This is a genomic window from Sulfurimonas aquatica, assembly GCF_017357825.1.
In the GTDB taxonomy this organism is placed as follows: domain Bacteria; phylum Campylobacterota; class Campylobacteria; order Campylobacterales; family Sulfurimonadaceae; genus Sulfurimonas; species Sulfurimonas aquatica.
In genome coordinates, this window is record NZ_CP046072.1 from 1,545,535 (window position 1) to 1,570,935 (window position 25,401).

The 25,401-nt window shown below is 35.6% G+C and carries 23 protein-coding genes; 9 read left to right on the forward strand and 14 right to left on the reverse strand.

Annotated features, from left to right (window positions below; translation table 11 throughout):
• Window position 1 precedes the first annotated feature (1 nt).
• From GJV85_RS07435 to GJV85_RS07445, 3 genes are all read right to left on the reverse strand, one after another.
• Entirely contained in the window at window positions 2-2,506 is a 2,505-nt protein-coding gene (locus GJV85_RS07435; RefSeq protein ID WP_207560761.1) for a sugar phosphate nucleotidyltransferase, read from the reverse strand.
• Between the two features lie 83 nt (window positions 2,507-2,589).
• Window positions 2,590-2,871 (reverse strand): early set domain-containing protein, encoded by a 282-nt coding sequence (locus GJV85_RS07440; RefSeq protein WP_207560762.1) that lies wholly within the window; start codon window positions 2,869-2,871, stop codon window positions 2,590-2,592.
• 107 nt (window positions 2,872-2,978) lie between these two features.
• Window positions 2,979-3,443, reverse strand: a complete 465-nt coding sequence (locus tag GJV85_RS07445; protein ID WP_207560763.1) for an HAD family hydrolase — start codon at window positions 3,441-3,443, stop codon at window positions 2,979-2,981.
• 52 nt (window positions 3,444-3,495) lie between these two features.
• Here GJV85_RS07445 and selD point away from each other — a divergent pair, with 52 nt between their 5' ends.
• Together selD and mnmH are read left to right on the forward strand one after the other, a co-directional pair.
• Window positions 3,496-4,527, forward strand: a complete 1,032-nt coding sequence (selD, locus tag GJV85_RS07450; RefSeq protein WP_207560764.1) for a selenide, water dikinase SelD — start codon at window positions 3,496-3,498, stop codon at window positions 4,525-4,527.
• Window positions 4,528-5,631 carry a tRNA 2-selenouridine(34) synthase MnmH gene (gene mnmH / locus GJV85_RS07455; RefSeq protein WP_207560765.1) on the forward strand — a complete coding sequence of 368 codons (1,104 nt, stop codon included), beginning with the start codon at window positions 4,528-4,530 and terminating at the stop codon, window positions 5,629-5,631. It begins immediately after the preceding gene.
• Between the two features lie 56 nt (window positions 5,632-5,687).
• Here the strand turns inward: mnmH and GJV85_RS07460 are convergent, their stop codons facing one another.
• The 11 genes from GJV85_RS07460 to GJV85_RS07510 form a co-directional block, all read right to left on the reverse strand.
• The gene (locus GJV85_RS07460; protein ID WP_207560766.1) at window positions 5,688-5,867 is read right to left on the reverse strand and encodes a hypothetical protein; all 180 of its coding nucleotides are present in this window, start codon (window positions 5,865-5,867) and stop codon (window positions 5,688-5,690) included.
• A 90-nt stretch (window positions 5,868-5,957) separates the two neighbouring features.
• Window positions 5,958-7,835: a pilus assembly protein N-terminal domain-containing protein gene (locus GJV85_RS07465; protein ID WP_207560767.1), complete on the reverse strand. Its 1,878-nt coding sequence runs from the start codon at window positions 7,833-7,835 to the stop codon at window positions 5,958-5,960.
• 9 nt (window positions 7,836-7,844) lie between these two features.
• On the reverse strand, window positions 7,845-8,282 hold the full coding sequence (locus tag GJV85_RS07470) for a hypothetical protein (protein ID WP_207560768.1): 438 nt from the start codon (window positions 8,280-8,282) through the stop codon (window positions 7,845-7,847).
• The gene (locus GJV85_RS07475) at window positions 8,272-9,168 is read right to left on the reverse strand and encodes an SAF domain-containing protein (protein WP_207560769.1); all 897 of its coding nucleotides are present in this window, start codon (window positions 9,166-9,168) and stop codon (window positions 8,272-8,274) included. The genes GJV85_RS07470 and GJV85_RS07475 overlap by 11 nt, the downstream gene beginning before the upstream one ends.
• A 29-nt stretch (window positions 9,169-9,197) precedes the next feature.
• Window positions 9,198-10,031: a type II secretion system F family protein gene (locus GJV85_RS07480; protein WP_207560770.1), complete on the reverse strand. Its 834-nt coding sequence runs from the start codon at window positions 10,029-10,031 to the stop codon at window positions 9,198-9,200.
• Window positions 10,031-10,984 carry a type II secretion system F family protein gene (locus GJV85_RS07485; RefSeq protein ID WP_207560771.1) on the reverse strand — a complete coding sequence of 318 codons (954 nt, stop codon included), beginning with the start codon at window positions 10,982-10,984 and terminating at the stop codon, window positions 10,031-10,033. Before GJV85_RS07485 ends, GJV85_RS07480 begins: the two co-directional genes overlap by 1 nt.
• A complete protein-coding gene (locus GJV85_RS07490) occupies window positions 10,966-12,525 on the reverse strand; it encodes a TadA family conjugal transfer-associated ATPase (protein WP_207560772.1) in 1,560 nt (519 codons plus the stop codon). Before GJV85_RS07490 ends, GJV85_RS07485 begins: the two co-directional genes overlap by 19 nt.
• Complete coding sequence (locus GJV85_RS07495) at window positions 12,516-13,718, reverse strand: CpaE/TadZ family protein (protein WP_207560773.1); 1,203 nt, start codon at window positions 13,716-13,718, stop codon at window positions 12,516-12,518. The genes GJV85_RS07490 and GJV85_RS07495 overlap by 10 nt, the downstream gene beginning before the upstream one ends.
• A gap of 13 nt (window positions 13,719-13,731) precedes the next feature.
• On the reverse strand, window positions 13,732-15,447 hold the full coding sequence (locus tag GJV85_RS07500; protein WP_207560774.1) for a hypothetical protein: 1,716 nt from the start codon (window positions 15,445-15,447) through the stop codon (window positions 13,732-13,734).
• 13 nt (window positions 15,448-15,460) lie between these two features.
• On the reverse strand, window positions 15,461-15,745 hold the full coding sequence (locus GJV85_RS07505) for a hypothetical protein (protein WP_207560775.1): 285 nt from the start codon (window positions 15,743-15,745) through the stop codon (window positions 15,461-15,463).
• On the reverse strand, window positions 15,742-16,224 hold the full coding sequence (locus GJV85_RS07510; protein WP_207560776.1) for a prepilin peptidase: 483 nt from the start codon (window positions 16,222-16,224) through the stop codon (window positions 15,742-15,744). Before GJV85_RS07510 ends, GJV85_RS07505 begins: the two co-directional genes overlap by 4 nt.
• 261 nt (window positions 16,225-16,485) lie before the next feature.
• Here GJV85_RS07510 and GJV85_RS07515 point away from each other — a divergent pair, with 261 nt between their 5' ends.
• From GJV85_RS07515 to GJV85_RS07545, 7 genes are all read left to right on the forward strand, one after another.
• Complete coding sequence (locus tag GJV85_RS07515) at window positions 16,486-17,634, forward strand: hydrogenase small subunit (protein WP_207560777.1); 1,149 nt, start codon at window positions 16,486-16,488, stop codon at window positions 17,632-17,634.
• A gap of 1 nt (window position 17,635) precedes the next feature.
• Window positions 17,636-19,354 carry a nickel-dependent hydrogenase large subunit gene (locus tag GJV85_RS07520; RefSeq protein ID WP_207560778.1) on the forward strand — a complete coding sequence of 573 codons (1,719 nt, stop codon included), beginning with the start codon at window positions 17,636-17,638 and terminating at the stop codon, window positions 19,352-19,354.
• Between the two features lie 12 nt (window positions 19,355-19,366).
• Entirely contained in the window at window positions 19,367-20,068 is a 702-nt protein-coding gene (gene cybH / locus GJV85_RS07525; RefSeq protein ID WP_207560779.1) for a Ni/Fe-hydrogenase, b-type cytochrome subunit, read from the forward strand.
• Window positions 20,065-20,607: a HyaD/HybD family hydrogenase maturation endopeptidase gene (locus GJV85_RS07530; protein WP_207560780.1), complete on the forward strand. Its 543-nt coding sequence runs from the start codon at window positions 20,065-20,067 to the stop codon at window positions 20,605-20,607. Before cybH ends, GJV85_RS07530 begins: the two co-directional genes overlap by 4 nt.
• Window positions 20,598-22,397 (forward strand): Kae1-like domain-containing protein, encoded by a 1,800-nt coding sequence (locus tag GJV85_RS07535; RefSeq protein ID WP_207560781.1) that lies wholly within the window; start codon window positions 20,598-20,600, stop codon window positions 22,395-22,397. The genes GJV85_RS07530 and GJV85_RS07535 overlap by 10 nt, the downstream gene beginning before the upstream one ends.
• Window positions 22,390-24,666 (forward strand): carbamoyltransferase HypF, encoded by a 2,277-nt coding sequence (gene hypF, locus GJV85_RS07540; RefSeq protein WP_242689765.1) that lies wholly within the window; start codon window positions 22,390-22,392, stop codon window positions 24,664-24,666. The genes GJV85_RS07535 and hypF overlap by 8 nt, the downstream gene beginning before the upstream one ends.
• Before the next feature lie 92 nt (window positions 24,667-24,758).
• Entirely contained in the window at window positions 24,759-25,397 is a 639-nt protein-coding gene (locus tag GJV85_RS07545) for a hypothetical protein (RefSeq protein ID WP_207560783.1), read from the forward strand.
• Window positions 25,398-25,401 lie beyond the last annotated feature (4 nt).

The following is a 25,401-nucleotide window of genomic DNA, read 5'->3' on the forward strand; positions in this document are numbered from 1 at the left end:
ATTACTTAGACCATTGCTCTATTTTAGCCATGTACGTCGCTAAAATCTCTTGCCCTTTTGTATCGTTCTTAGCTTGAATGTACAGGTTAAGATAATTATTATACTGATCAGGAATCATTAAGATCCAGTCATGTTTATCTAACCATATTTTCACTCCATCAAGAGTTGAAGACTCTTTTCCTTTAGCATCTTCTAAGAACATACGCATCATTTTCCCTTTAAGAGCTTGAGAGCATTCTGCCTTAGATATGTTGTAATAAAAACTTGGTAAAGTAGCTATCAAATCAGAAAGTTTTACTTCTAGGGTTAACATCATCTCAAGAATCTTTAAAGATGCATACATAGAGTCTCTATGCGTTGCAAACTCTGTAAACGCGAAGTTACCCTCACCTGTCGCTACAAGGTCGTATTTTTTCATCTGTGCTATTGTAAAGTTTGAATATTGACCGCGTTCAATTTCTAAGTGCTCAAAATAGACTATATCTGCTGCCCATGTTGGTAAAAATACACGTTTTTTGACACCTTCAGCTTTAGCTTGCATATTTAACAATAAAAGCACTACATAAAGTGTTGTCTGCTTAGTGAGTTTTGTCCCCTCATCACAAATAATATCAAGTCGCTGTCCATAAGGATATATTACAAAACCAACATCAAGTTTAAGCGCTTTAATAACAGCACTCATATCTGCAGTTGATTGTTTTTTCAAGGCATTGATGTTGGCTAAACGGTGCTCGTCTGGATGGGCGTTAAACATGATATTTTCTACACCCAAATCATTTAAAATATCAGGAAAAACCTCCGCAGCCATACCATGCATCATATCTACAGCAATACGACAATCTACACACTTAAACATATGAGACTTCAAGAGAGTCTTTATTCCATCTTTGTAGACTTCATACTCTTTTTCATGGTCTGACTCATGAATTTCACCGATTTTAGAGTAATCAACGCGGCGGAAAGTCTCTTTAAAAAATGCTTTTTCTACCTTTTTTGATACATCATTGTTAAGACGTAGTGCTTCATGATTGTAAAAAGTAATAACGGTAGATGTTGGATCGTCTATTTTTTGGCGAAAATGCACACCTGCAGTGTACTCTTCATGAGATGAGAGATTACATCTCAAAACTGCCGAAGGTATACCACTGTAATCAATTACATTGATACCAGCTGAGAGCATTCCCCCAAGAAAGGCACGTTTTAGCATACGAGAGTTTTTATGATAATCACGTGAGACAAGAATAGTTGAACCAACTGGGAGTTGCGCACCAAAGGCTTCAGCTAACTTAGTTGCCATCTCACATGAGAGCTCAACATTTGACTGACCAACAACCATACCATGCTCAAAAATAGAGTTTTTATACTTACTTCCAAGAATAAGACTATGACTGATAATAGAAGCATCTTCAATTACCTTATCAGACCAGATTGTTACATCTTGCTCTACACTAACTAGTTGGCCTATTTCACACCCTTCTGCTAGTATCATCCCTGCTTTTGCTGTAACATTTTTACCTATTTCGTTGTTGTTACAGATAACACAGCCATCAAGCATTGCCTTTGCACCTATGTTTACATCATTCCAAATAACAGTGTTGCGTATTTTACTATCTCTACCTATATTAACGTTATCACCTATAACGACATTGTTGAGCTTTACACCCTTTGCAAGTGTTACATTCTTACCTAAAACAACCTTACCAATAAACTCTATGCTTTTATCAAAAACATACTCTTCATCACTATATAGCACTCCATCGGGAAAGCTTGTTTGTTGCCCACTAATTTTAAGCTTCACTTTATCTGTCAAAATATCATCATACACATCACGATAACTCTCAGGGTTACCTACATCGCGCCAATAACCTTCAGCATAACCCGCCATAAGTTCTATTCCCTCTCTCATTAAACGCGGAAAAAGGTCCTTCGCAAAATCAAAATTCTCACCTCTAGGAATATACTCTAAAATCTCTGGTTCAATAATATAAATACCAGTGTTTATAGTATCACTAAAGACCTCACCCCAGCTTGGCTTTTCAAGGAACTTTTCTATTTTTCCTTCATCATTTGCAATCACTACGCCAAACTCAAGAGGGTTGTCAACTGAAGTTAAAGTAATAGTTAGTTTTGAATCTTTTTGTGCATGGTAATCAAATATCTTCTTAAAATCAAAGTCAGTTACTAAGTCACCGCTGATAATAATAAAGTTATCATTCCCAATATACTCCTGTGCTAATTTAACAGCACCTGCAGTACCATAGTCATCATCAGGAACTACATAAGTAATTTTAATACCAAAATCACTTCCATCTTTAAAGTAATTTTTAATAATCTCAGGTTTGAAATAAAGTAAGACTATAAATTCTGTAATCCCTAAATCTTTTAGGGTCATCATAGTGTGTTCCATCATTGGCTTGTTTACAATTGGCAACATTGGTTTAGGGCGAGAGTTAGTAAGTGGTTGGATTCGAGTTCCAAAACCACCTGCCATTACAACTGCTTTCATTCATTCTCCTCTGGATTATAATATGTATAAATAGTTATAAACAGTTCTATACTGTCTAAGGATACTCTTTTTTTCATAAAAAACTATAGTTTGAGTAAAGAGTTTTGACTCAAAAAAGGCGAATCTATACTATCGCACTCTTCATCAATTATCCAGTTATTACCATTGACTTTATAACCAAATTGAAAAGATTCGCCAGACCTAAGAACTTTAGTGACATAAAAATCACCACTCTTTTTACGTTTCATCGGCTCATCCTTCCATCCGTTCCATTCACCAGAAATAACAACATCATTTATATCCTCTATTGAAGAGAGTGTAAATGTAACCCAAGCCTTTTGTCCATTTTTTTTAATCTTAAGCATGTTTTATCCTTATATGAAAAATTATACAATGTAATAGAAATATTATTTACAATAAATTGATTGTTAATTAATCAATTTATAATATTTACTCATAAAAATAGAATATTTTATCTTCTTAGCGTTGCTACTAATCTTTTTGTATGTAAGAGTAAGTTAAGAGCCTCACTAATAGACTTACAACTAAGGTCTGAGTTTATTAGTGCATCTTTAGCACATCCCTCATCACCTAAGATAGAGATACCAATAGCAGCTTCTAAAAGCATCTCTTTATCGTTATTACCATTACCTAATGCAACACAGCTATCTGCGTTTAGACTCTTTATGTATTGTGCTTTTTCTTTTGTGTGATTATCGCTTGAGAGTACTTTAATCTCTGTATTATACTTTTGCAGTTGAGAGTGAACACTGCCAAAGGTATCTGCAGTGATTACATGTAGTGTGTAAACTTTTGACAACTCTTCAAAAAGCTTTTTTATCTCAGGTAAGACTACCCCATCCTTGGCAATAGTCCCGTTATAATCACAGACAATATGAGTAATGTGAAGCGTTTTAAAATTTGGTATCTCTATCATTAACTACCTTAGTGCTATAATTGATTCAAAGTATAACCAAACAAGGTATAAAATGAAATCAATTAAATTAACCGAATATAGTCACGGGGCGGGATGTGGATGTAAAATTTCTCCTATGCTGCTAGACGAGATTTTACAAACTTCCATGGAAATATCTCATTTTCCCAACCTCTTAGTTGGAAATTCAGACAAAGACGATGCCGCTGCGTTTGATCTTGGTAATGGAACTTCAGTTCTCTCAACTACAGACTTTTTTATGCCTATAGTAGATGATGCGTTTATCTTTGGACAAATTGCAGCTACAAATGCATTAAGTGATATATATGCCATGGGTGGAAAACCTTTAATGGCTATCTCTATTTTTGGATGGCCAATTGAGAAGCTCTCAGCAGATGTAGCAAGAGAAGTTATTGATGGAGGACGATCAATTTGTGAAGAAGCGGGTATTCCACTTGCAGGTGGTCACTCTATTGACTCGCCTGAGCCTATATTTGGCCTTGCTGTTACTGGACTTGTAGAGAATGCACATCTTATGCAAAACTCAAACGCCAAAGAGGGTTGTCATATATTTTTAACAAAACCTCTTGGAATCGGGATTCTCTCAACTGCACAAAAACAGAAAAAAATTAAAGACGGAGATATCGACCCTGCCATTGATGCTATGACGACACTTAACAAAATCGGCACGGACTTAGCAAAACTCGATGGCATTTTATCTATGACAGATGTAACAGGTTTTGGTCTTTTGGGACACCTAGTAGAGATCTGTGAAGCGAGTGATATAAGTGCAGAAATTCACTTTGATAAAGTACCCCTACTACCTAAAGTGGAAAAATACAGACAGCTAGGTTGCGTTCCTGGCGGAGCTAAAAAGAACTTTATAAGTTATGGCTCACAAATCAGCCAAATGACACAGCAGCAGAGGGAAATTCTTTGTGATGCACAAACTTCAGGTGGCCTACTCGTTATAGTGGAACCAAGTGGATTAGAGAGTTTTATGGAACTAACTAAGCAAAATGACTTAGATCTAAATCCCATAGGTAAAACAACTATAAAAGGCAAAAATGTAGTTGAGATATTATAAATGCAAGAGCTTCCTCAAAGTGATGATTTTAAATCCATAGTTTTAAATAATACACCGCTTATAGATGTGAGAGCACCTATTGAGTTTAATAAAGGTGCATTTAAAAACTGTGTTAATTTACCACTTATGAATGATGAAGAACGCCATCTTGTAGGTATAAAGTATAAAGAACACGGAAATGTTGAAGCTATAAAACTAGGTCACAAGCTAGTAAAAGATGAAATAAAAGAGAGTCGTGTAAAAGCCTGGTGTGATTATAAAATGCAACATCCTAATGCTCTACTTTACTGTTTTAGAGGTGGTCAGCGTTCTAAAATATCACAAGAGTGGATGAGAGAGTCTAAAATAGATATCACTCGATTAAGAGGTGGTTACAAAGCATTTAGAAGCTACTTGATGAGAGAGATAGAAGAGTCTCCAAAACATTTTAAACCTATCATTATAGGTGGTCGTACGGGCTCTGGAAAAACTATACTCTTAAAAGATATAAAAAACTCTATAGATTTAGAGGGTTTAGCAAACCATAGAGGTTCCTCTTTTGGTAGAAAAATCACGCCCCAACCAACACAGATTAATTTTGAAAACGCTCTTGCATATGATTTAATTCAAAAGCTTGATTATGGTTTTAAAGAACTCTATTTTGAAGATGAGGGAAAATACGTCGGTGGTGTTTGTATTCCCAAAGAGTTTGCCGAGTACCTCTCATCAGCTCCTCTCATCATACTTGAAACACCAGAGAGTCAACGCATAGAGATCACCTTTGATGAGTATGTCGTTCAAGCACAAACGAGCTATAAGTCACACTTTGAAAAAAACGCTTTACAAGAGTGGGCTAAAGATATTGGGGAGGCTATGAAACGCATAAATAGAAGACTCGGACTTGAGAGATATAAGGTAGTTTGTGAACTGTTTGAAGATGCCCTCAATGAACAGATGAAAAACAACTCTCTAAATCTATATAAAACATGGGTTAAGTACCTTCTCAACGAATATTACGACCCAATGTACGATTATCAGATAGAAAAAAATGCTTCTAGAATAGTTTTTCGAGGAAATAGTGAAGAGATTCTTTCTTATGTGAAAGAGAAAAGTAGTGGTATATAAAATTATGTTCTTCAAACAATCCTAAGCAAAGCTTAGGATTATAAGGGACTAAGGAGTTAAGGTGCGATAGCAGCGTCAATTTTAGTTTTAGCAGCACCTTCGATAGCAGTCTTTTGAGTACCCATCCATGTGTCAACGCCAGCAACTAAACCAACACCAACAACAACCAATAATAATGCTATAAGAACACCACTCATACCCTTTGTAGATTTAACGCGTTTAAGAAAATTTTTCAATTCTTCTCCCTTTATAAATATTTGATTTATTATACCTTTTTATATACATCAAATCAAATAAGATTTACTATGTACAATTATATAAAAAACTTATAACTCTTCCGTATACTTTTTAGAGATCCACAACTCTTCTTTAGCATCTCTACAGCCATCTTTACAATCTTGTTTAACCTTAACCCAAGTAAGACCATCTTGAGTCACTTCTTGCTCTACAGTAAAGGGATGTCCCTGAGCCCAAACCTCTGCTGTATAGCCATCTGTAGGCTTTGATCGAACATAGATATTTTGGGCTGTGACCTTATACTGTTTGTCTATCTTTGGAGTAGTTTTCTTCTGAGTATTTACTTCTTCATTGATGATTAACTCTTCTTCATTAGATATAAATTCAGGAGCTAAAGCGGTCTCTATTTTTTCAACTTTTTTTGCTCTCTCAACAGTTGGAAATATAGTTTTTTTAGCTTCAACTTCTGCTGTGTTTAACACTAACTCTTCTTCTAAGTTTTCTTCTTCAACGAGAGTGCTTATTGCTTGTGGCGTTATATTTTGAGTAAGAGGTTTTTCTTGAACTTTCTTTTGTACTATTTTTTCTTTAGGACTAGGTGTATCTTCTACTTCAGCTAACTCTTTTTTGATAAGAACAAGTGAGTCTGCTCTACCCTCATTTGAACTATTCATATCCATAAGTATATTATTAAATGTTTCACTTTCAAGTTTTAGGTCACGATAGTAGTTACTATCATTTATATCTTCATTCGCGTCTATAATCTCAGGCACTATAAAAAAGAGTAAATCATTGTTTTTATTACTTGTAACAGTATGTTTAAACAGCTCACCAATCAAAGGGATATCGCCTAAAAATGGAATCTTCTCTTCTGCTTCAACCTCTTCAGAGTGAAGACGACCACCAAGAGCGATAACATTCTTAGATTTTGCCACTACATCTGTGCTTATCTCTTTACTCACAAAAGAGGGAATAACAATGGGTTCAGAACCAAATCCACCGGTACCTAGTTGAATATTATGCTCTTCATTTGGATCAAACTGACTGTCCACTATATGCACATCTACATGCATAAAATTTTCTTTTTCTAAAAAGTCAGTATTTAAAGTTAAACGCAGACCATACTCTTTTTCTTCGAGCTGTATAGTTGGAAAACCACCACCAGTTTGTGTAACGCCAACTGGTATGTAAACCTTGCCACCAACGTGAAAACTTGCGTTTCTATCTTCTGTTGTTATTAAAACCGTGTCATCAAGAATCTTTGCAATCCCTTTTGATTCTAAAAAATTCAGTGAGCCAACAAGGCTACTTTTTCCAGAGCTAAAAAAAGCACCAGTATTGTCAAGTAACCATCCACTAAATGTAGCACTATTCATTGCACTTGGATTAAGTGACACATTAGTGTATTCATCAAAATATCCAAGACCAGTAACGCCACCAAGGTCCTTTGCCTTATTGTTATTTATTTCAACAAGATAAAGTTTTGTACGAATCATTTTATTTATTTTATCTGTCTGCGTTATATCCATAAGTGTAGTAAGGTCGATTCCTGCACTCTCTAAGAGTTCATATATGCGCTTTTTCTCATGAGGATCTTTAAACTTACCAGAGATTACCGTTGAACCATCCCCTACTTTACTTAGTTGAAGCTCAGGTTCAATAGTATTAATCATTTTTTGAATAAAACCGAGATTTTGATTTACATATACATGATAGTTTTCAATACTATTATCACTATAGGTAATCAATATAGAAGTGTTACCACTCTTTTTACCAAATAGTTTTAGGTTAGTTCCAAATCTAGAAGCCGAACCTAAAATCGATATATTCATAATCATCTTATTTCCAACAACTAGGCTTTTCACTTTTTTCTCTAGTTGAAGTACTTTATACTCATTTTCAAAGACTACAATGTCTTCTCCAAATAAAGCGATACAAAAAGCCAGTAGCAGTATTATTTTTTTCATTCTTATTCCTTAGTTATCAGGGCAAACAATCGTAATTGTTGCGTTTTGTTCATGATATGAGTATGTTGTCATTTGAGAACTCAGTTTTTTATTACTCAGATAGCTTCCATCATAAGTATATTTGGCTATTACTTCTATCTGTCCGCTTGCGGGACCATCAACTCTTGAGTATGTTGGAATTGATCCCTGCGGACAATATGAAGCAAGTTTTGTTTTAAGCTCGCTCACACCATCTGCACTATCAATCACACTCCATACAGAGAGGTCGGTAACGCCGTTTAACTTGCTAGTTGCTAAATGTGTCATCAATTTTAAATTATTATCAATTCGCATTACTGCCCAATACTCCATTAAAAACATCATGATAAACGCCATTGTAGGAAGGAGTAAAAGCAAAAATGCCATAATCTCCGCAATGGCTAAACCACTACGCATTCTAGTCTTCATAAGAGATGCTTACCTTATCAAGATTTTTAACACGTTTAAGGGTTCGTTTGTGTTTAACTTTTGGAGCAGCAGTGTTTAGTAACATCTTAGACTTCTCTTTTTGAACTATCTCATTAATCTCAGTTGCTGCTTTTACCATCCATAAGTGACCACGATTCTCTTTTGAGCCATATACGCGTTTAGAGTTCAAATCTTGCGTTTTATAGTACATAGGTAAAAGGTTTTTAATATTATTTGGAGTTATTTTTAAGACTACGCTATCGGCTATAGATATTTTATTTTGATCTTCATACTTTATATCGCTTAGAGCGTCAAGAACTACTGACTTGTGGATAAAAGAGTCTATGGGTACATGTAAAGCTATATATTTTGTACTAAATTTATACTCTTGATTTTTACTTTTGCTAGGGTAAACTGAGACAATATCAATAAAGTCGCCTTTTTTCAAAGAGTTATCAACATTTTGAAAAATACTTAAAGGAATTGTTATCGTATCACTCTGTAAATCTTGAGTTACTTCTTCAACAACTTCTAGAGTTTCTACAACAATACTCTCATCATCTTCAGGCTTTAGCAGACTTAATTTTTCAGGACGAAGAGGTTCACTTGCTAAGATTTTAACCTTTGCATAACGCCCAACAATCTCAGCTTTTGTGAGCGGAGTATAGTTTATATAACTCTTAGGTAAACGACTCATTTGAATGTCAGCAGCTGTTATCACATCACCCTTTTCAAGTCCTCTACTTGCGATAACAACTTCAATGTGAGCTTCAATATATCTGTTTAACTCACTATGCTTAGAATACATAAGTAGTGCAATCGAGGATGCAAATATTACCAGAGCGAGTAGTGCTCCAACTAATATTTTTGTCTTTTTTTCTCTCATTTATATCCTTTTTTAAGTTTTGTTTTTTATTAGAATTTAGGCATTAAAGCATCAGCTGCCATTGGAAAAGCAATCATTGCAATAACAGCAGGCAAGATAAAGATAAACATCGTAAACGTGAGACTTATATTCATAGTAGCTGCACGTTTTTCGACATTTAACATATCCATATCTTTAATCTCTTGTGCTTGGTTTTCAAAAATACTTTTAACACCAATTCCGGTCTCTTCAGACAACTTCATAAAGCCCACTATTGTTTTCACAGCGGGAGAGCCTGTTCTTTGAGAAAGGTTTTCATATGCTATTTCACTCGAGTATGTAATAAACTCATACTTAAAACGTTCTGACTCCGCTAATAGATCATTTCCAATTACGGACTTACCCTCAACTGTAACAACATCGATGGCGTTATTAAGACCACCCCCACCTTCTAAGATGATAATTAAAAGGTCAAGAAATATTGCTAAGTCATTTTCTATTCGTTTAATACGAGCCTTGCGTTGTTCATCTAAATATAAAAAAGGAGTTAAAGTAGCTATAGCCAAACTAATAAAAATAATCATAAAATTTATCATAGGTTTTAAGTCTAATATCAGAGTTAAAGAAGCTAATGCAAAACCTGCTACTACACCTGCTAATACTACTTCATTAAAATTACTGCGTTTTAATCCAGCTTGTAGTAACTTTAATTTGAATTCTGCTTTTTTTGTACTTTCAGATTGTTCAAGTAGGGCTGCGTCATTCATATAAAAGACTTTATTTAGCCAACTTTTATGCTTATAGCCTATAAAAAAATACCACCCTAATAGTCCAGACATTACTAAAAAAGAGAGAATCATAAGTAGTGTTGCAAAAGTTATCATTATCTATGTATCTTTGTAATCATTTTATTAACCATTAGTCCTAGTACAACCCATAGCGCAATACCTAAAATCTGAAAACGGCCATACTCGGATGTCATAAAGTATTCATGCAATCTACCATCGAAGTTACTATTTAGGGAAAAATACAAAAACACAGCGATACCAGCAACTACATAAGAACCTATCGAGCCCTCTCTTGTTACTACGTCTACTTTCTCTTGCATCTTTTTTCTATAACGCACAGTTGATTCAATCTTCTCTAGAGTCGCTGAAAAACGCCCTCCACTTGCACGTCCAATTTTAACAGCAAGAGCAAAGATACGAAGCTCTTTTGAATCAACATACTGATTAAGATTAGCAAAGGCTTCCTCTTCGCCAATAGTATTTTTCTCCTGGAAAAAATTTGCAAATATTTTTTTAAACATCTTTGATCCAGAGACATTGATTGACTTACTCATTGCTTGCTCAAAACCAATACCATTTTGCATCATTTTCACCAAAACAGCGATAGCAATAGCTAAGGCAGTGTTAAACTCGTTCTTACGTTTTTCAATTATTGCTTTAAGTATAGTGTGGAATATGAAGGCTCCTAGTGGTAAGCCAATAACAAATCCACTCCAGTGTTGTAAAAACCATGTAAACAAAACTCCAATACTCGCAGAAAAAGTCAAAAATAGCATTAAAAAAAGATAGCTAGAAAACTCAAAACCTGCCAAAAGCATACCTACGCTTACTCTTGACAAGAAAGATTGTGATTGTAACTTTCTTTTGGCTTCTACTAACGCAATTGAACTCTCTTCATTATGAGAAATCATTTTTTTAATATATTTTAAATGCTTTGAACGTTTATACTCCATATAAAGCATATAAAATAGTATGGTTACACTCACACTAAGTAGTAGTAATAATAGTATCTGTATCTGTAAATCTGTCATTATTGTAAGTTTGGCCATCGCTCTACGATATTTTTTCCATCTGAATATGAAGACTGAATAATCTCAGTCATATAATGCTCTTGCCATCCACACATACGACTTGGATGGAAGTTTCTCAACTCCTCCATTAACATATCTCGCGTTACAACAAACTCATCATCAAAAATGCGTTTATCCATCTTAATACCATTTTGCATCATCTTCGCAGTAGCACGAGAAGACGCTGAAATAGCACGGAAAGTTCCACTTGAATCCATTGGATTATCAACATCTTGTGATCGTTTAAATTCAAAGAGATCAAGCATGGAGACAACTCCACCCTCTTCGACACGTTTTTCTGGCTCAGACATCTTTACCAATCGACGGCTACCATCTGGAAAACGTACTAACTGTACTATTAAGTCAACTGCAGAGATAATTTGAGAACGTACAAAGGTCATATTTGCAGTTGGACGTGCTTCTAAAAACATGTTCTCAATACGCACTATTGCTTCTTTGGTATCATCAGCATGTATTGTAGTCATTGAGCCTGGATGCCCTGTATTCATAGCATTAAGCATTGTAACTATCTCAGGACCACGACACTCACCTACTATGATTCGTCTTGGACTTGAACGCAGAGCAGTTCGAAGTAGACTCTCTATAGTAATCTCACCTGCACCCTCTTCATTTGGTGGACGTGCTTCAAATGAGCGTATACTATGACATGGAAGTTGTGGCTTCATCTCTTTAGTATCTTCAATAGTAAGGAGTTGATCCCCCTCATCAATAAAACGAGTTATAGAGTTTAAAAAGGTTGTTTTTCCACTAGACGTACCGCCTGAAACAACGATATTCAGCTTTCCTCTAATGGCACAGACTAAAAAGTACGCCATTTTCATGTCAATCATTTGAGAGTCAACTAAAGACTCAAAAAGTAGAGGGATTTCTCTAAACTTACGAATCGTGATGTATGAACCTGGTTTGCCATCTCTATCAAGGTTTGCTGCGATTGGCGGGATCTGTACTTCAACACGAGAGCCATCACGAAGTTTTGAAGATGCTATAGGCTTTGACTCATCCACTTTTCTATTTGATTCTGCAAGCATTCTGTTGATAATTCTACGTAACTCCTCTTCACTTCTAAAGCGAAATGGCGTTGCTACAGTCTGTCCTGCATAGATAACATCAATATAATCTTTTGTATTGATGAGCACATCATTTAAATCAATCCCTGCTAAACGCATAAGCGTTGAAATAGGTCCAAAATAAAGAAGATTATCTATAATAAAATCAGTTATTTCAATTTTTAGTTGATTTTTTGGAAGTGAGTACTCTGAGATATGTTTTGTAACAACATCACGAACCATGCGCTCTGTGAGTTCACTTTTAATATTCAATTTTTCAACAAAATCATCATAAATTTTATATGCAAGATTAAAGTACTCATTGCTACGGTACAAGATTGGAAAACATAGTTCACTACATGAACCCTCTTGTGTATTTAACTCTTTAGTTTCGACTTTAGAGACTTCTTCTGGGGCTCTTTGTGAGCCTTTCATTTTATCTTTTAAAGCCATTTTTTGATTTTTTCCATAATAGAGTTTGATTTAGTAATCTTATGTATGTTATTAACATGGAGCGCACTATCGTGAATGAAAAATTTTGTTATCATATCTTCAATTCCCAACATAAATGGCGAAGTAGGATAGACGTCATGAACAAGTTTTGCTTCATTCCAACACTCTCTTAGATGCATGGCATCATTTGGTAGGGAGTAGTGCACTTCAAACTGGTGCTTAAGCCCTTTTGAGAGAATCTTTTTAGCTTCTTCTTCTGTTACCGTTCCAAAGGAGTCTGAACGATTTGCAATGATATGCGTCTTAGAGTACCAACCACTTTTATCTATGATGTCAATGTATGTTTTAAGAATAGACATTGATGGGATACTAAACTCTGTAACCACATAGATACTATCAGCTAACTCTTGAATATCAATCTCAAGTTCAACATCTTCAAACATTCCTACATCTATAAGAATAAAGTCAAATTTATCTTTTATAAAGTTAATAAAATTTAAAAATCTTTGAATATTTTCTGGTTTTTCCAAATCTTCTCTATCCGTATGCTTTTGAATACCCGGAACAAAGTAGAAGTTATTGCTATAACGCTCTAGTCCATTATCGAAAAGGTCTTCCATCTCAAGGTTTTGAAGCATAGCGATATCTATGATTGTTTTATTTGGCTGAACATGTTCAAAGAAGAGATTTGAAACTGATTTTGTGTATGCAAAATCTAAAAAGAGAACATTTTTATCTGGGTAATTCTCTGCTATGTTTTTTGCTATATTCATCGTGATGGTAGTCGTACCAACGCCACCGCTTATACCTGTAAATACAGAAATATTACTCTTACCACGGCGCTTTTTGATGATAGACTGTGACTTAAAGATAAGCTCTTTTACACTGTTTGGATTTGATTGCTCTTCATTTAGGTATGCGTCAACTCCTATCTTGCCAGCTAGTAGAGAGTACTCTATATCATCCTTACCAACTACTATCATATAGATATTATTAGAAAAATGAAGATCAGCTAACTGCTCTATATCTGAGAGTTGTTCAACTCGGTATATTAAAACAATATCACGGTTTTTACTTCGTGCGTAAAAGTTTATAAAATCATCAATTGAGTTTAAACTATGGACTGCCTCAAATTCGTCTTTCAACTCAGTATAACACTCTTGATCTCTGTTTGAAACATATGCTATTATCATCTATTTAATCCCTTTAATCATTCGTTGTACTCATGAGTTTGTAACGTTTTTTCACTGCTTTATCATGTGGAGTAAGTTGAATGCGTTTTAAGTCCAATATTAGACCGCGTCCTGAAGCGTTTGTATAACTTAATATTTCGTAGCCATCCTCTTTTATATCAACGGGAACTTCCTTACATGCTCTAAATGGCCAAATTCCTGTGCATGACGTCGTTACATCGTCTTTATATTTATCAACCATATAATCACACCATGTTAACCACTCATCAGATGTCAACTTATCGTCATCATCGCTGTCTATTCCTAGATTGCTCTGCACCGTCTCTGACATCTTTTTTGCCGTTTCAGTAACGAGAACGGTTGTTGTCGTCGTAGTTGTTTCGCCAAAGCACATTCCAAATACTAAAGTACCATCACAAGTAGTAGTTGTGACCTCTCCTGTTTCATTTCCTACAAAGGTATGAGGGTCACTACTCCAATGATCAGAAATAGTTTTTTCTTCAACCTGACACATATGATCATTTCCAGACAATGAGTGAATACCTCTGAGACTAAAAGTCTCAAAACCATCAATCGCGCTCCCATCATTTGTTACAGCCATAGTTAAATTTACAGCCGTATTATCATCATAAGCATAGTAACTATCCATTGGCTCTTTGACGTCATTTACCTTAGCACATCCAAAAAACATACATTTCATCATCTTCATCATGCCTCTGATTAAACCTGTAGAGTTTGTCTGTTTTTCATACACAATGCCATCTTGATAATCAGTAATATCTTTTTTGCTATAAGCACTTGCAAATGTAATCAAGGAGTTTTCAGTATCTGCTTGGATTGTATCTACAGTATAGTTACTCGCAGGTCTTGTACTACTAAACATAGAGATAAAAGGCATTCCTCCCATAAAGTTACAAAAAGTACTATTTTCTGGGAACTTAAAAAAGAACAGGTTACAAGATCCAGAAGAGGAGATATTTTCTGTATAGTCAATCAAAGAGACTGGATTATTTAACTCATCTGTTTTTAATGATGAAGAAGTTTTCATCATATGGTCTTGATCAACACCTGAAACAATATTTGCAATATAACGCTCACGTATATCTTCAACAGGATTATCATCTTTATCTACTACGTTATGAGTAAAAAAACTACTAAAAAATCCACCATCTCCAAAAAATGTATTAAACATTGTTGTAAAAAAACCAAAAAAAGACTTTGAATTATCTACTTGACTTTTATAATACTTTTGAGCTCTATTGATATCTAAAGGGTAAAAAACTGTAGGATTTGTATTATCATAAAGAATAGTTGAGTTGGAGTAGTTATAATCTTTTTGAAAAAGCAAGGTAATTGTATCGCCAACTCCAGTTCCACTAAGCGCTTCATTATTGATCAAAAATGGTTTTTGTCCTGAACATCCAGCTTCATCTAGTTCTGAATAAAGAGTGCAGATAGAAGTTGACTCTACACTAATTTTAACTTTACCAGTTTTAGAAACATTAGTGTATGAGCTACTATCTTGAGATTCTCCCTTATTGGAAAAATTTCCCCAAAAGCTATCTACCTTAAAGTTCTTTGTCTCTATTTTTACTTCTCTTTGATATACAGCATTACCAAATTCATCATTGGGCATAAGCACTTCTGGAGTGAAGGTAGTATCCGTTGTTGTTGTAGAAGCAAATAACACTGCACCCAATATTGTAAATAATAGTAGTTGTTTAATCATTCCAAATTCTCTCTTATTCTTGTATTTTGTTTAAAACCATCACCTGGTCTATGTAGTCATCAACTAGTCTATCAAGCTCTGCATCTGTTAAACTTGGATCAGCCTCAGCTAATGCATAGCGGCGTTTGACTGCAGCAACTAAAAGATTCTCTTGCAAGTGTTGTAAATTTTCATGCTCACTAATACTTTGAAGCTGTTCACTCTCTCCACCTAAAAACCAGATGAACCAGAACATAACTAGTATTGATAACATTATTGGAACAATTGCAATAGAACCTTTACGCATAACTTTTTTCATATATTTCCTATAAGGTAAGCACCAAGTGCGGCTAGACTCATCGCCGGTGCAAAACCAAAGCTCTTTTTCTTTAGTAGCGTTAAAAGTAGTAGATGCAAAGCACCAGCTAACATTACAAACCACCCTATCTGTTCTAGTCCTACAAAAAGTGCACAAAAGGCACCAAATCTAAGGTCACCACCACCAAATGCCATATTTAGGGCAATAGGAACTAAAAAAATAATCAGAATTATTATTATTGCAATAAATTCATTCCATCCTAAGCTATTTTCAAACTGCTTCATTATTAAAAGTAGAACTATTGCCGGGAGCATAATTCGATCTGGAATAATCTCTGTTTTCCAATCTATTACTGAGATAACAACTGCAATAGTTATAAAAAAAACTAATATAATGATTATGATTACCTTATAAGAAATTCTGATAGAACTATCGTATTTGAATATCTCTTGTTTATAACTAAAAAGTATATTATTCACAATTTCTTCACATTGGAGTGTGTAAATAATACACAGTCTGAGTAAAATAGATTTAGATCCACTTATAACAAAATATAATTATTTAATCTCACATACTTTTGCTAATGTAAAATTATTAATTTAATTACTAATATATATTTAAAATAAAGTTACTTTAAGTGATTTAGGGATAGCATTGGTAATAGCTATCATATTGATATCACAAATTGTAATCTTTCGGTGATACTTTTATGGTAAATAATCAAGATTAGGAGAGTCGTTATGGATGGTTTTAATGCAATGTTTGAAAAGGCTAAAGAGCGTATCGAGATTCTATCTTCTTTAGAGTCAACTAAAGAAGAGTCAATTGAGAGTATGCTTGATAAAAAAGGTTACGATAGACGTGACTTTATGAAATGGGCAGCCAGCATAACGGCTATGCTATCTCTTCCCTCACAATTTACTCCACTTTTTGCCGAAGCTGCAAAACTAGCCGATAGGCTACCTCTAATATGGCTTCATATGGCAGAATGTACAGGATGTAGTGAAGCATTTATACGCTCAGATGCACCTACTGTTGACTCTCTTATTTTTGATCATATATCACTTGAATATCATGAAACGCTTATGGCAGCTTCAGGATGGCAGGCTGAAGAAAACCTAGAGCATGCTATGAAAAAGTATGAGGGTAAATATATTCTTTTAGTTGAAGGTGGCGTTCCAACTGCAATGAATGGAATGTACCTTACTTTAGGAGCCCAAGCAAAAACGGGACTAAGTCTTGTTCAAGAAGCAGCAGATAAAGCAGCTGCTATATTCTCTATAGGTACATGTGCTAGTTTTGGAGGAATCCAGGCTGCTGCACCGAATCCTACGGGAGCAAAAGGTGTTGACAAAGTTGTTAATAAGCCTGTTATAAATGTACCTGGTTGTCCTCCAAGCGCGGCAAATATAGTGGGAACATTGATGCACTTTTTGCTTTTTGGAACACTTCCGGCACTTGATAGATACAGTCGTCCAAAATGGGCATATGGAAATCGTATTCACGACCTTTGTGAACGCCGAGGACATTTTGATGCGGGAGAGTTTGTTGAGAGTTTTGGTGATGATGGAGCAAAAGATGGTTGGTGTTTATATAAACAAGGCTGTAAAGGTCCATATACGTTTAACAACTGCTCGACTGAGCGTTTTAATCAACATGTAAACTGGCCAATTGGAGCAGGACATGGATGTATGGGATGTAGTGAACCAAACTTTTGGGATACTATGGGTCCGCTTGAGAAGCCTTTAGAGTCTCACTTAGTCGGTGGCCTAAATAAAACTGTTGACAACATAGGAACAACACTACTTAGTGCTACGGTTCTTGGTATTGGTGCACATGCAGTTGCAAGTATGTTTGTAAAAAACAGTGATGAGCAGGAGGGAGAATAAGATGGCAAATAAAAGAGTAGTAATAGATCCTATAACAAGAATAGAAGGTCACCTACGTATAGAAGTAGAAGTAGATGAAAACAATGTAGTTCAAAAGGCATACTCATCATCAACTCTCTGGAGAGGAATAGAGTTAATCTTAAAAAACAGAGACCCTAGAGATGCTGGTCTAATGGCACAGCGTATTTGTGGCGTTTGTACGTACTCTCACTATAAAGCGGGCGTTGAGTCTGTTGAGAATGCCTTAGGAGTTGTTCCTCCATACAATGCACAGCTAGTGCGTAGTATCTTAAATGAATCACTATATATGCATGATCACGTAGTTCACTTCTATCATTTACATGGTCTTGACTGGGTTGATGTAGTATCAGCACTAAGTGCAGATCCAAAAAAAGCTTCAGAGTTGGCGTTTAAATACTCTGACTCTCCTATTGCAACGGGAACGGATGAGCTTACTGCAGTTCAAAAAAAAGTAGCAGGCTTTGTAGAAAAAGGTCAACTTGGGCCCTTTGCCAATGCATACTGGGGAAATAAGAGTTATAAACTATCTCCAGAACAGAACCTCATAGCACTTTCTCACTACTTAAAAGCGCTTGAAGTACAACGTACTGCAGCTCAAATGTTTGCAATCTTTGGGGCAAAGCAACCTCATGGACAGACTCTAGTAGTTGGTGGCGTTACAAGCGTAAGAGACATATTAAGTCCTGCAAGACTTGCAGAGTGGAAATCTAAGTATGAGATAGTTAAAGATTTTATTGACCGTGCTTACTATGCAGATGTTGTTATGGCTGCGGAAGCCTACTCAACTGAGCCAAGTGTTCTAGGTGGACTTGGCGTTAAAAACTTTATGGCAGCCGATGGCATGATGTTAAACCGTACTGAGAACCTTTTTGAGAGTGGTTTTATAAAAGATGGCGACCTTAGTAAGGTTTATGACATTGATGAGATGAAGATAAAAGAGGATGTTACCCATGCTTGGTATGAGGGAGACGAACCTCTACAGCCTTATGATGGAGAGACGCTTCAGAAGTATACAGGCTTCATAGATGGTGATACAGTAAATGGTGCTGCAAAAGTTATTGATCCAAATGACAAATACAGTTGGGTAAAAGCGCCTAGATATGATGGCCAAGCCGTCGAGGTAGGTCCCCTTTCTTGTTTACTAGTAAATTATGCTCGTGGCAATGAAAAAGTTAAAAAAGAAGTTGGTGATTTTCTTGCCAAAACCGGTCTGCCAGTAGGAGCACTTTTTACAACGCTAGGTCGAACTGCGGCTAGAATGCTTCAAACAAAGCTAATTTCAGATAATGCGATCACTACGTTTAACTCTCTTATAGAGAACCTTAAAACTGATGACAGCACATATACAAAATTTGAGATTGATCCAACTAAAGAGTACATGGGTCGCTTCATTGGCGAAGTGCCTCGTGGAGTGCTTAGTCACTGGGTTAGAATCAAAAATGGTCTCATAGATAACTATCAAGCGGTAGTTCCAACGACGTGGAACGCAGGCCCAATGGATAAAAATGGTCAAATAGGACCCTATGAAGCATCTTTAGTAGGCTTGAAACTCGAAGATCCTAAAAAACCACTTGAAGTGATTAGAGTTATTCACTCCTTTGATCCATGTATGGCATGTTCTGTACATGTTATGGATATTAAAGGACAAGAGCTCAGTCAATATAAAGTTAATCCGCTTGGTAGCGGAGCAGCTTGTTAGAGAGGAGAAAAAATGAATAATGAAGAAATAGAAGCAGTCGAACATGTCTCCTTTGTATATACAAGTCTAAATAGGTTACTTCACTGGATAAGGGCATCAGTTATTACAGGCTTAGCAATTACCGGTTTTTACATTGCTAGTCCTTTTCTCTCTCCTGGAGAATCGAGTGATCAACTCGTATATGCTGAGTGGGTATTCTGGCATGTACTACTTGGGTTTATTTTACTCTCTTCGGGATTATTAAGAATATTTCTATTTTTCTTTGGTAAAGATTCTAAAAGTGAGTTACGTTCATTTAAAGATATCTCGAGTGTTAAATCATGGATTATTCAATTAAAATCTTACTTTTTCATTGGGGAGTTAAAGAAAAAAGGGATGTATGGTCCCCTACAATTTTTCTCGTACATGATGGTAATGCTTATGATTGTTTTAGCATCTCTTACTGGACTTATTCTTTATGTGCATGTATACCATTCAGGATTTGCTGGAATGATATATGAGCCTATGAGATTTTTTGAAGAGATGATGGGCGGACTTGCTACAGTGCGTTTAATACATCACATAACTATGTGGGGATTTTTAATTTTTATTCCTATTCATGTGTATATGGTTGTTTGGTCTGCCATTAGATTCAAGCATGGTGGAGTGGACGTAATGTTTACAGGGTATGACTATCACCTTATTAAAAACAAGAAGAAAGACGATAATAAATGAAAATACTTCTTCTTGGCATAGGAAATCTTCTCTTTGGAGATGAAGGCGTTGGCGTTCACTTCGTAAACTATATGAAGCAAAAATATAGTTTTCAAGGAGAGCATCAACTTGACTTTGTTGATGGGGGGACTTTAGCACAGAGACTCATCCCAATTATGGTTGAGTACGACCGCGTTATTATCATAGATACTATAAACGCTCCAGGTGTTAAAGCTGGGGAGCTCTATTTTTTTAATTTTAATGCCGTTCCAGATGCTGTAAATTGGCAAGGAAGTGCTCATGAAGTTGAAATGCTTCAAACATTGACTATGATGGATTTAGCAGGAGATCGTCCTGATACCATGATTATGGGAATTGTTCCTACAATCATAGAGATAACTGACTTTTCACTCTCTGAGTCTGTCTCTGCTAGCATCCCTTTAATGGAAGAGACTTTGTTAAAACATCTAGAGTCTTTAGGATTAACGTCAAGTAAAAAAAGTGATGTGCCAATCTCCTCTATCATTTCAACTTCATATAAATTAGAACAATGCAGATAGCTTTTAAATTTAAATATATTCATAATAATGGACTATTTACTCGTCTATTAGAGTCTATCTGTAACTCATCTTCTGTTTGTCACAACCACTATGTAGATAAAGATATCTTTATTTTAGAAGCGTCAGGGAATCAACAAGAGTTAGAAGAACTTGCCGAGAAAGTATCTGCGACTATACCACAGTCGCTCTTTTTACTTAGCTCTTCTCTTGAGGAGATAAATGAGTTCTCAAGTATTTCTAAAAATGAACTAAACTCATCATACTATGAAGTCCCCTTTTGCCTAAAGTGTCAAGAAAAAGTTCTCACAACACTCAACCCATTTGAGGAGTGCTCTGTATGTGGGTTTAGTGATACTAAACTAAATTATGAAGAGGCAATTCCTTTAAGGTTTCAAAATGAGAGTAAGAATTTAGAAGAATCATTTATGAATATGGCTGAGGAGTTACTTGAAAATGGGGAGTTAGAACTACTCACATTCAATGGAAAAAGACATTTTTCACTTCTCTCAAGTGATGAAAAGAAAAACTCTTCAATATTAATATGCGACCCTTCTAATATCTCTAAATATTTCTCAATTACTCAGGGCGAACTTAATGCTCTGATGTTAGTTGAAAAACCATCTGTGCGATTAAAGCCTAAGGTGATGTTTTACCATGAAAACAGCCTACAAAAACCTATGTACCCAGTTTTTTTCTCAGATGACAAGATAACCTTGGCTCTTAGCACTGCGCTTTCAAAAAAAGGAGTCTTCGCACTCTACTGTGACAATACTTCTTCACTAAGAGTTTCATCTTCTTTAGAGGAGAACTTTATCATCTCTAGTGGACGAGATATGCTCCCTTGGCAACATGAAATTACTAGCCAACACAAGATATGTTCTACTCTTAACAACGTAACGGCTTGTTTAGATAAAGATGGATTGATTCTTGGTAAAAACAAAGATGTTAAGAATCTAAATTCAGTAGAGTTTACCTTAAAAAACACTCCAAATAAAAATAGTAATGCAATTACTTTTAAAGCTTCCCATGGTGTTCTACGTTCAATAGTTCTTGAAAATGACTTAGATGAAAAATCTATATGTAACATATATCTAAGTAAAGAGCATGACTCCGATATCTGTAGTTACTCTTCTAAAATTGGCTATATCTCAATGGCAGAGTTTGTTGATGAGCATTTGAGTTCTCCAAAAGAGATGATAGAAGCGATACGAAGTATGGATGAAGAGGGAGCAAGACTAATGAAGAATTTTGAAAATGCTCATCCAGAACTTTATGCAACTCTTCTAACTATTACTCCACAAGAGAGTAACGCCAACTCCTCTATATCTAAACTTTGGGCAATGGCGGCATACTTTATCGGCCTTACAACTACTAAAGAGACAGCTATCGCATGTGAACACTTAGAAGCGGCGGCACTGGAATTTCAAGGAAAATCAGGTCCTAGAATTGATTATAAAATTATGAAACAAAATAGTGATGGTTATAGAGTAGACCCAAGACTCGCGATTCGCTCATGTATTAGTTTTAAACTCGCTGGAGTGGATGAGTACCTACTTAGTTTTGGTTTTATCGACTCTTTAGCAGACTTTATAGCTGAACAAGCGGAATTTGCCGATGGGAATATTGCAATAGAAGGAGTTTTACTAAGTGGTTCTCTTTTTGAAAACCATCAACTTCTTATGCGAACATACAACTCTATTACTCCAAACTACAAGATTTATAGAAATAAAAGATTGAGCCTTGATGGCGATAATATTGCAGCAGGTGCGGTGACACTTGGGAGTGAATAGAGAACTATCCATAAAAGGTATTGTTCAAGGGGTTGGTTTTCGCCCATTTATATATACCTTAGCCTTAGAGCATGAACTTCATGGTTATGTACTAAATAATTGTAATGGCGTTTATGTTGAAGTAGAAGGCAGACCCTTAGATATAGATAACTTCACTCAAAAGATAAAAACAAAACTTCCTATCCTAGCCCGTATTGACTCTCTTAAAATTAAAAATGGAACATTTAAAGAGTATAAAGACTTTAAGATACTTCAGAGTAACCACTCAGATACAAAAAGAGCCATAGTCTCGCCTGACATAGCCATCTGTGACAAGTGCCTAAATGAGATGAATTCAAAAGAGAATCGGCGTTACAAATATCCTCTTATAAACTGTACGGAGTGTGGACCGCGTTACACTATTATAAACACCCTACCCTATGATAGAAAAAACACCTCTATGTATAAGTTTATTATGTGTAAAAACTGTCAAGCTGAATATGATAATCCATTAGACAGAAGATACCATGCACAGCCTATTAGCTGTTATGATTGTGGACCATCCATTAGACTTTATGACAATAAAGAGACTCTTCTTTGTGAAAAAAACGAGGCTATAGAAGAAATATCTAGATTTTTAAAACAAGGTAAAATTGTCGCTATCAAAGGGATTGGTGGATTTCATATAGTCTGTGACGCAACAAATGATGAAGCTGTAAAAGACTTACGAATGCGAAAAAAACGCAGTAAAAAACCTTTTGCCGTAATGTTCTCAGATCTTAATAGTGTAAAAGAGCATACTATCTGTAATGAAAAAGAGAGAGAACTTATAAACTCAAAAGAGAGACCAATAGTTATAGTTGAAAAAAATAGTTCAACTTCTCTCTCAAATGAGATCGCACCAGATATAAAAAGATTAGGAGTCATGATTGCCTATACTCCACTGCATCACCTGTTATTTGAACATATCAACTTCCCAATAGTAGCCACGAGCGCTAACAGAAGTAATGAGCCAATATATCGCACATTCGAGCAGATAAGAGATAATCTTGGGAGTGTAGTTGACGCTATTTTAGATTTTGATAGAGAGATTATAAACGCAGTCGATGATTCGGTTGTTCAAGTTGTAGAAGGCGAAATGCAGACTCTGCGTTTAGGGCGTGGTTACGCTCCACTGAGTATCCCTCTACAGAACTCCAACTCTCAAAAAATTCTCGCTGTCGGAGCGCAACAAAAAAGCGCGATTGCACTATCAAATAGCGATGCCGCAATACTTTCTCCTCATATTGGTGACTTAGAGTCAATTGAATCATTTGAATACTTTGAGAGGACTATAGAAACATTCAAACATTTTTATGATTTTGAGAGTGAAAAAATTATTTGCGATAAACATCCCGACTATATGAGCTCTAAATGGGCTAAATCTAAAAATGTAATACATTCAGAAGTACAGCATCACTATGCGCATATCTTAGCCTGTATGATGGAGCATGATTTAAAGGAAAAAGTCTTGGCGTTTAGTTTTGATGGAACTGGATATGGAGAGGACAAGATGAATGGCGAAGCCAAAGAGGGTGCCCTGGGGTACAAGAGTCTCTGGGGTTCAGAGATAATGATATGTGATAGAAACACTACCAAGAGAGTTGGACATATGATGCCCTTACCTCTTTTAGGTTCAAGTTTGTCCATTAAAGAGCCTCGTCGTATGGCGCTCTCTATGCTGTTTGAGTGTTATGGCTCAGATATAGAAGATAAACTAAACTTAGAACTATTTTCAGATTTTAGCTCAAACGAGATAAAGACACTCCATAAAGTTTGGGAGAAAAGACTCAATAGCCCTTTAACTTCATCTATGGGAAGACTCTTTGACATTGTAGCTTCGCTTACTGGACTTTTACAAATCACTGATTATGAGGGACAGAGTGGTCTCTTACTAGAATCTTTATGTTTTGATGAAAAAGCTCTGCCATTTAACTATGCCATCTCTAATGGTCTGATTGATATCAAGCCTATGATAAAGGAAATTATCACACTCAGTTTAAATGCGACTAAACAAGATATTCCAGATCGTTTTATAAATACTTTAGTAGCTATTATTAGTGATTTCTCAGACCTTTATCCTAATCTTCCGGTTTTGTTTAGCGGTGGAGTATTTCAAAACAGGACCTTGTTCCAAAGAGTACTCAAACAACTAAAGAAGAGATCTCGGGTTTGTTATATGCAAGAAAAGAGCCCAATTAACGATGGTGGGATTGCATTAGGACAGCTTTGTTATGCGCTTTACAACTAATATTGATTAATCAGAGATTATTTAGCTTAGTTTTAAAAAAAGAATCTATAATAGTAATAGATTAATAATTTAAGAAATCAGGAAAATATTTTATGGAATTAGGTTTAATGATTATATTTTGGTACGGAGTCTTACATGCGTTTGCTCCTGATCACCTTAGTGTTATTGCCGATTTTTCTATTGGTAAAAGTATGAGAAAAACCTTTTTAATTACTATCGCATTTGCCATAGGCCATGGATTGATGCTTTTTCTATTTGCTAAACTATTTAGCATTATAGAAATTCCCGCTCAACTTACAGAGTATGGAGACATTATCTCTTCTATGGTTATCATCAGTATTGGTTTATACCTAATCTATATGGCCCTCTCTAACCGCATTCACCTCAAAATACATGAGCATAATGGCGAAAAACATACGCATATTTGGTTTGGATCAGAACACTCTCATGATAAAAAAGAGACCCTCTCCGTATTAAGCATTGGAGCGCTTATGGGTATTGGTGGAGTGCGTGGCATGCTTGTTACTTTAGGGATGATAGAATCAAGTAGTATCGACTTGAGCGTGATAGGGGTTTTTGTTTTAGGAGTTTCTTCTATCTTTTTACTCTTTGGAATGGTAATTTTATATGTCAATAAGAGATTTTTAACTTCAATAAAAAACGTAAGACGAGTTTTCGCCACAGCTGGTCTTATTTCACTCGCTGCTGGTAGCAGTATGATTTTAGGATAAAGGA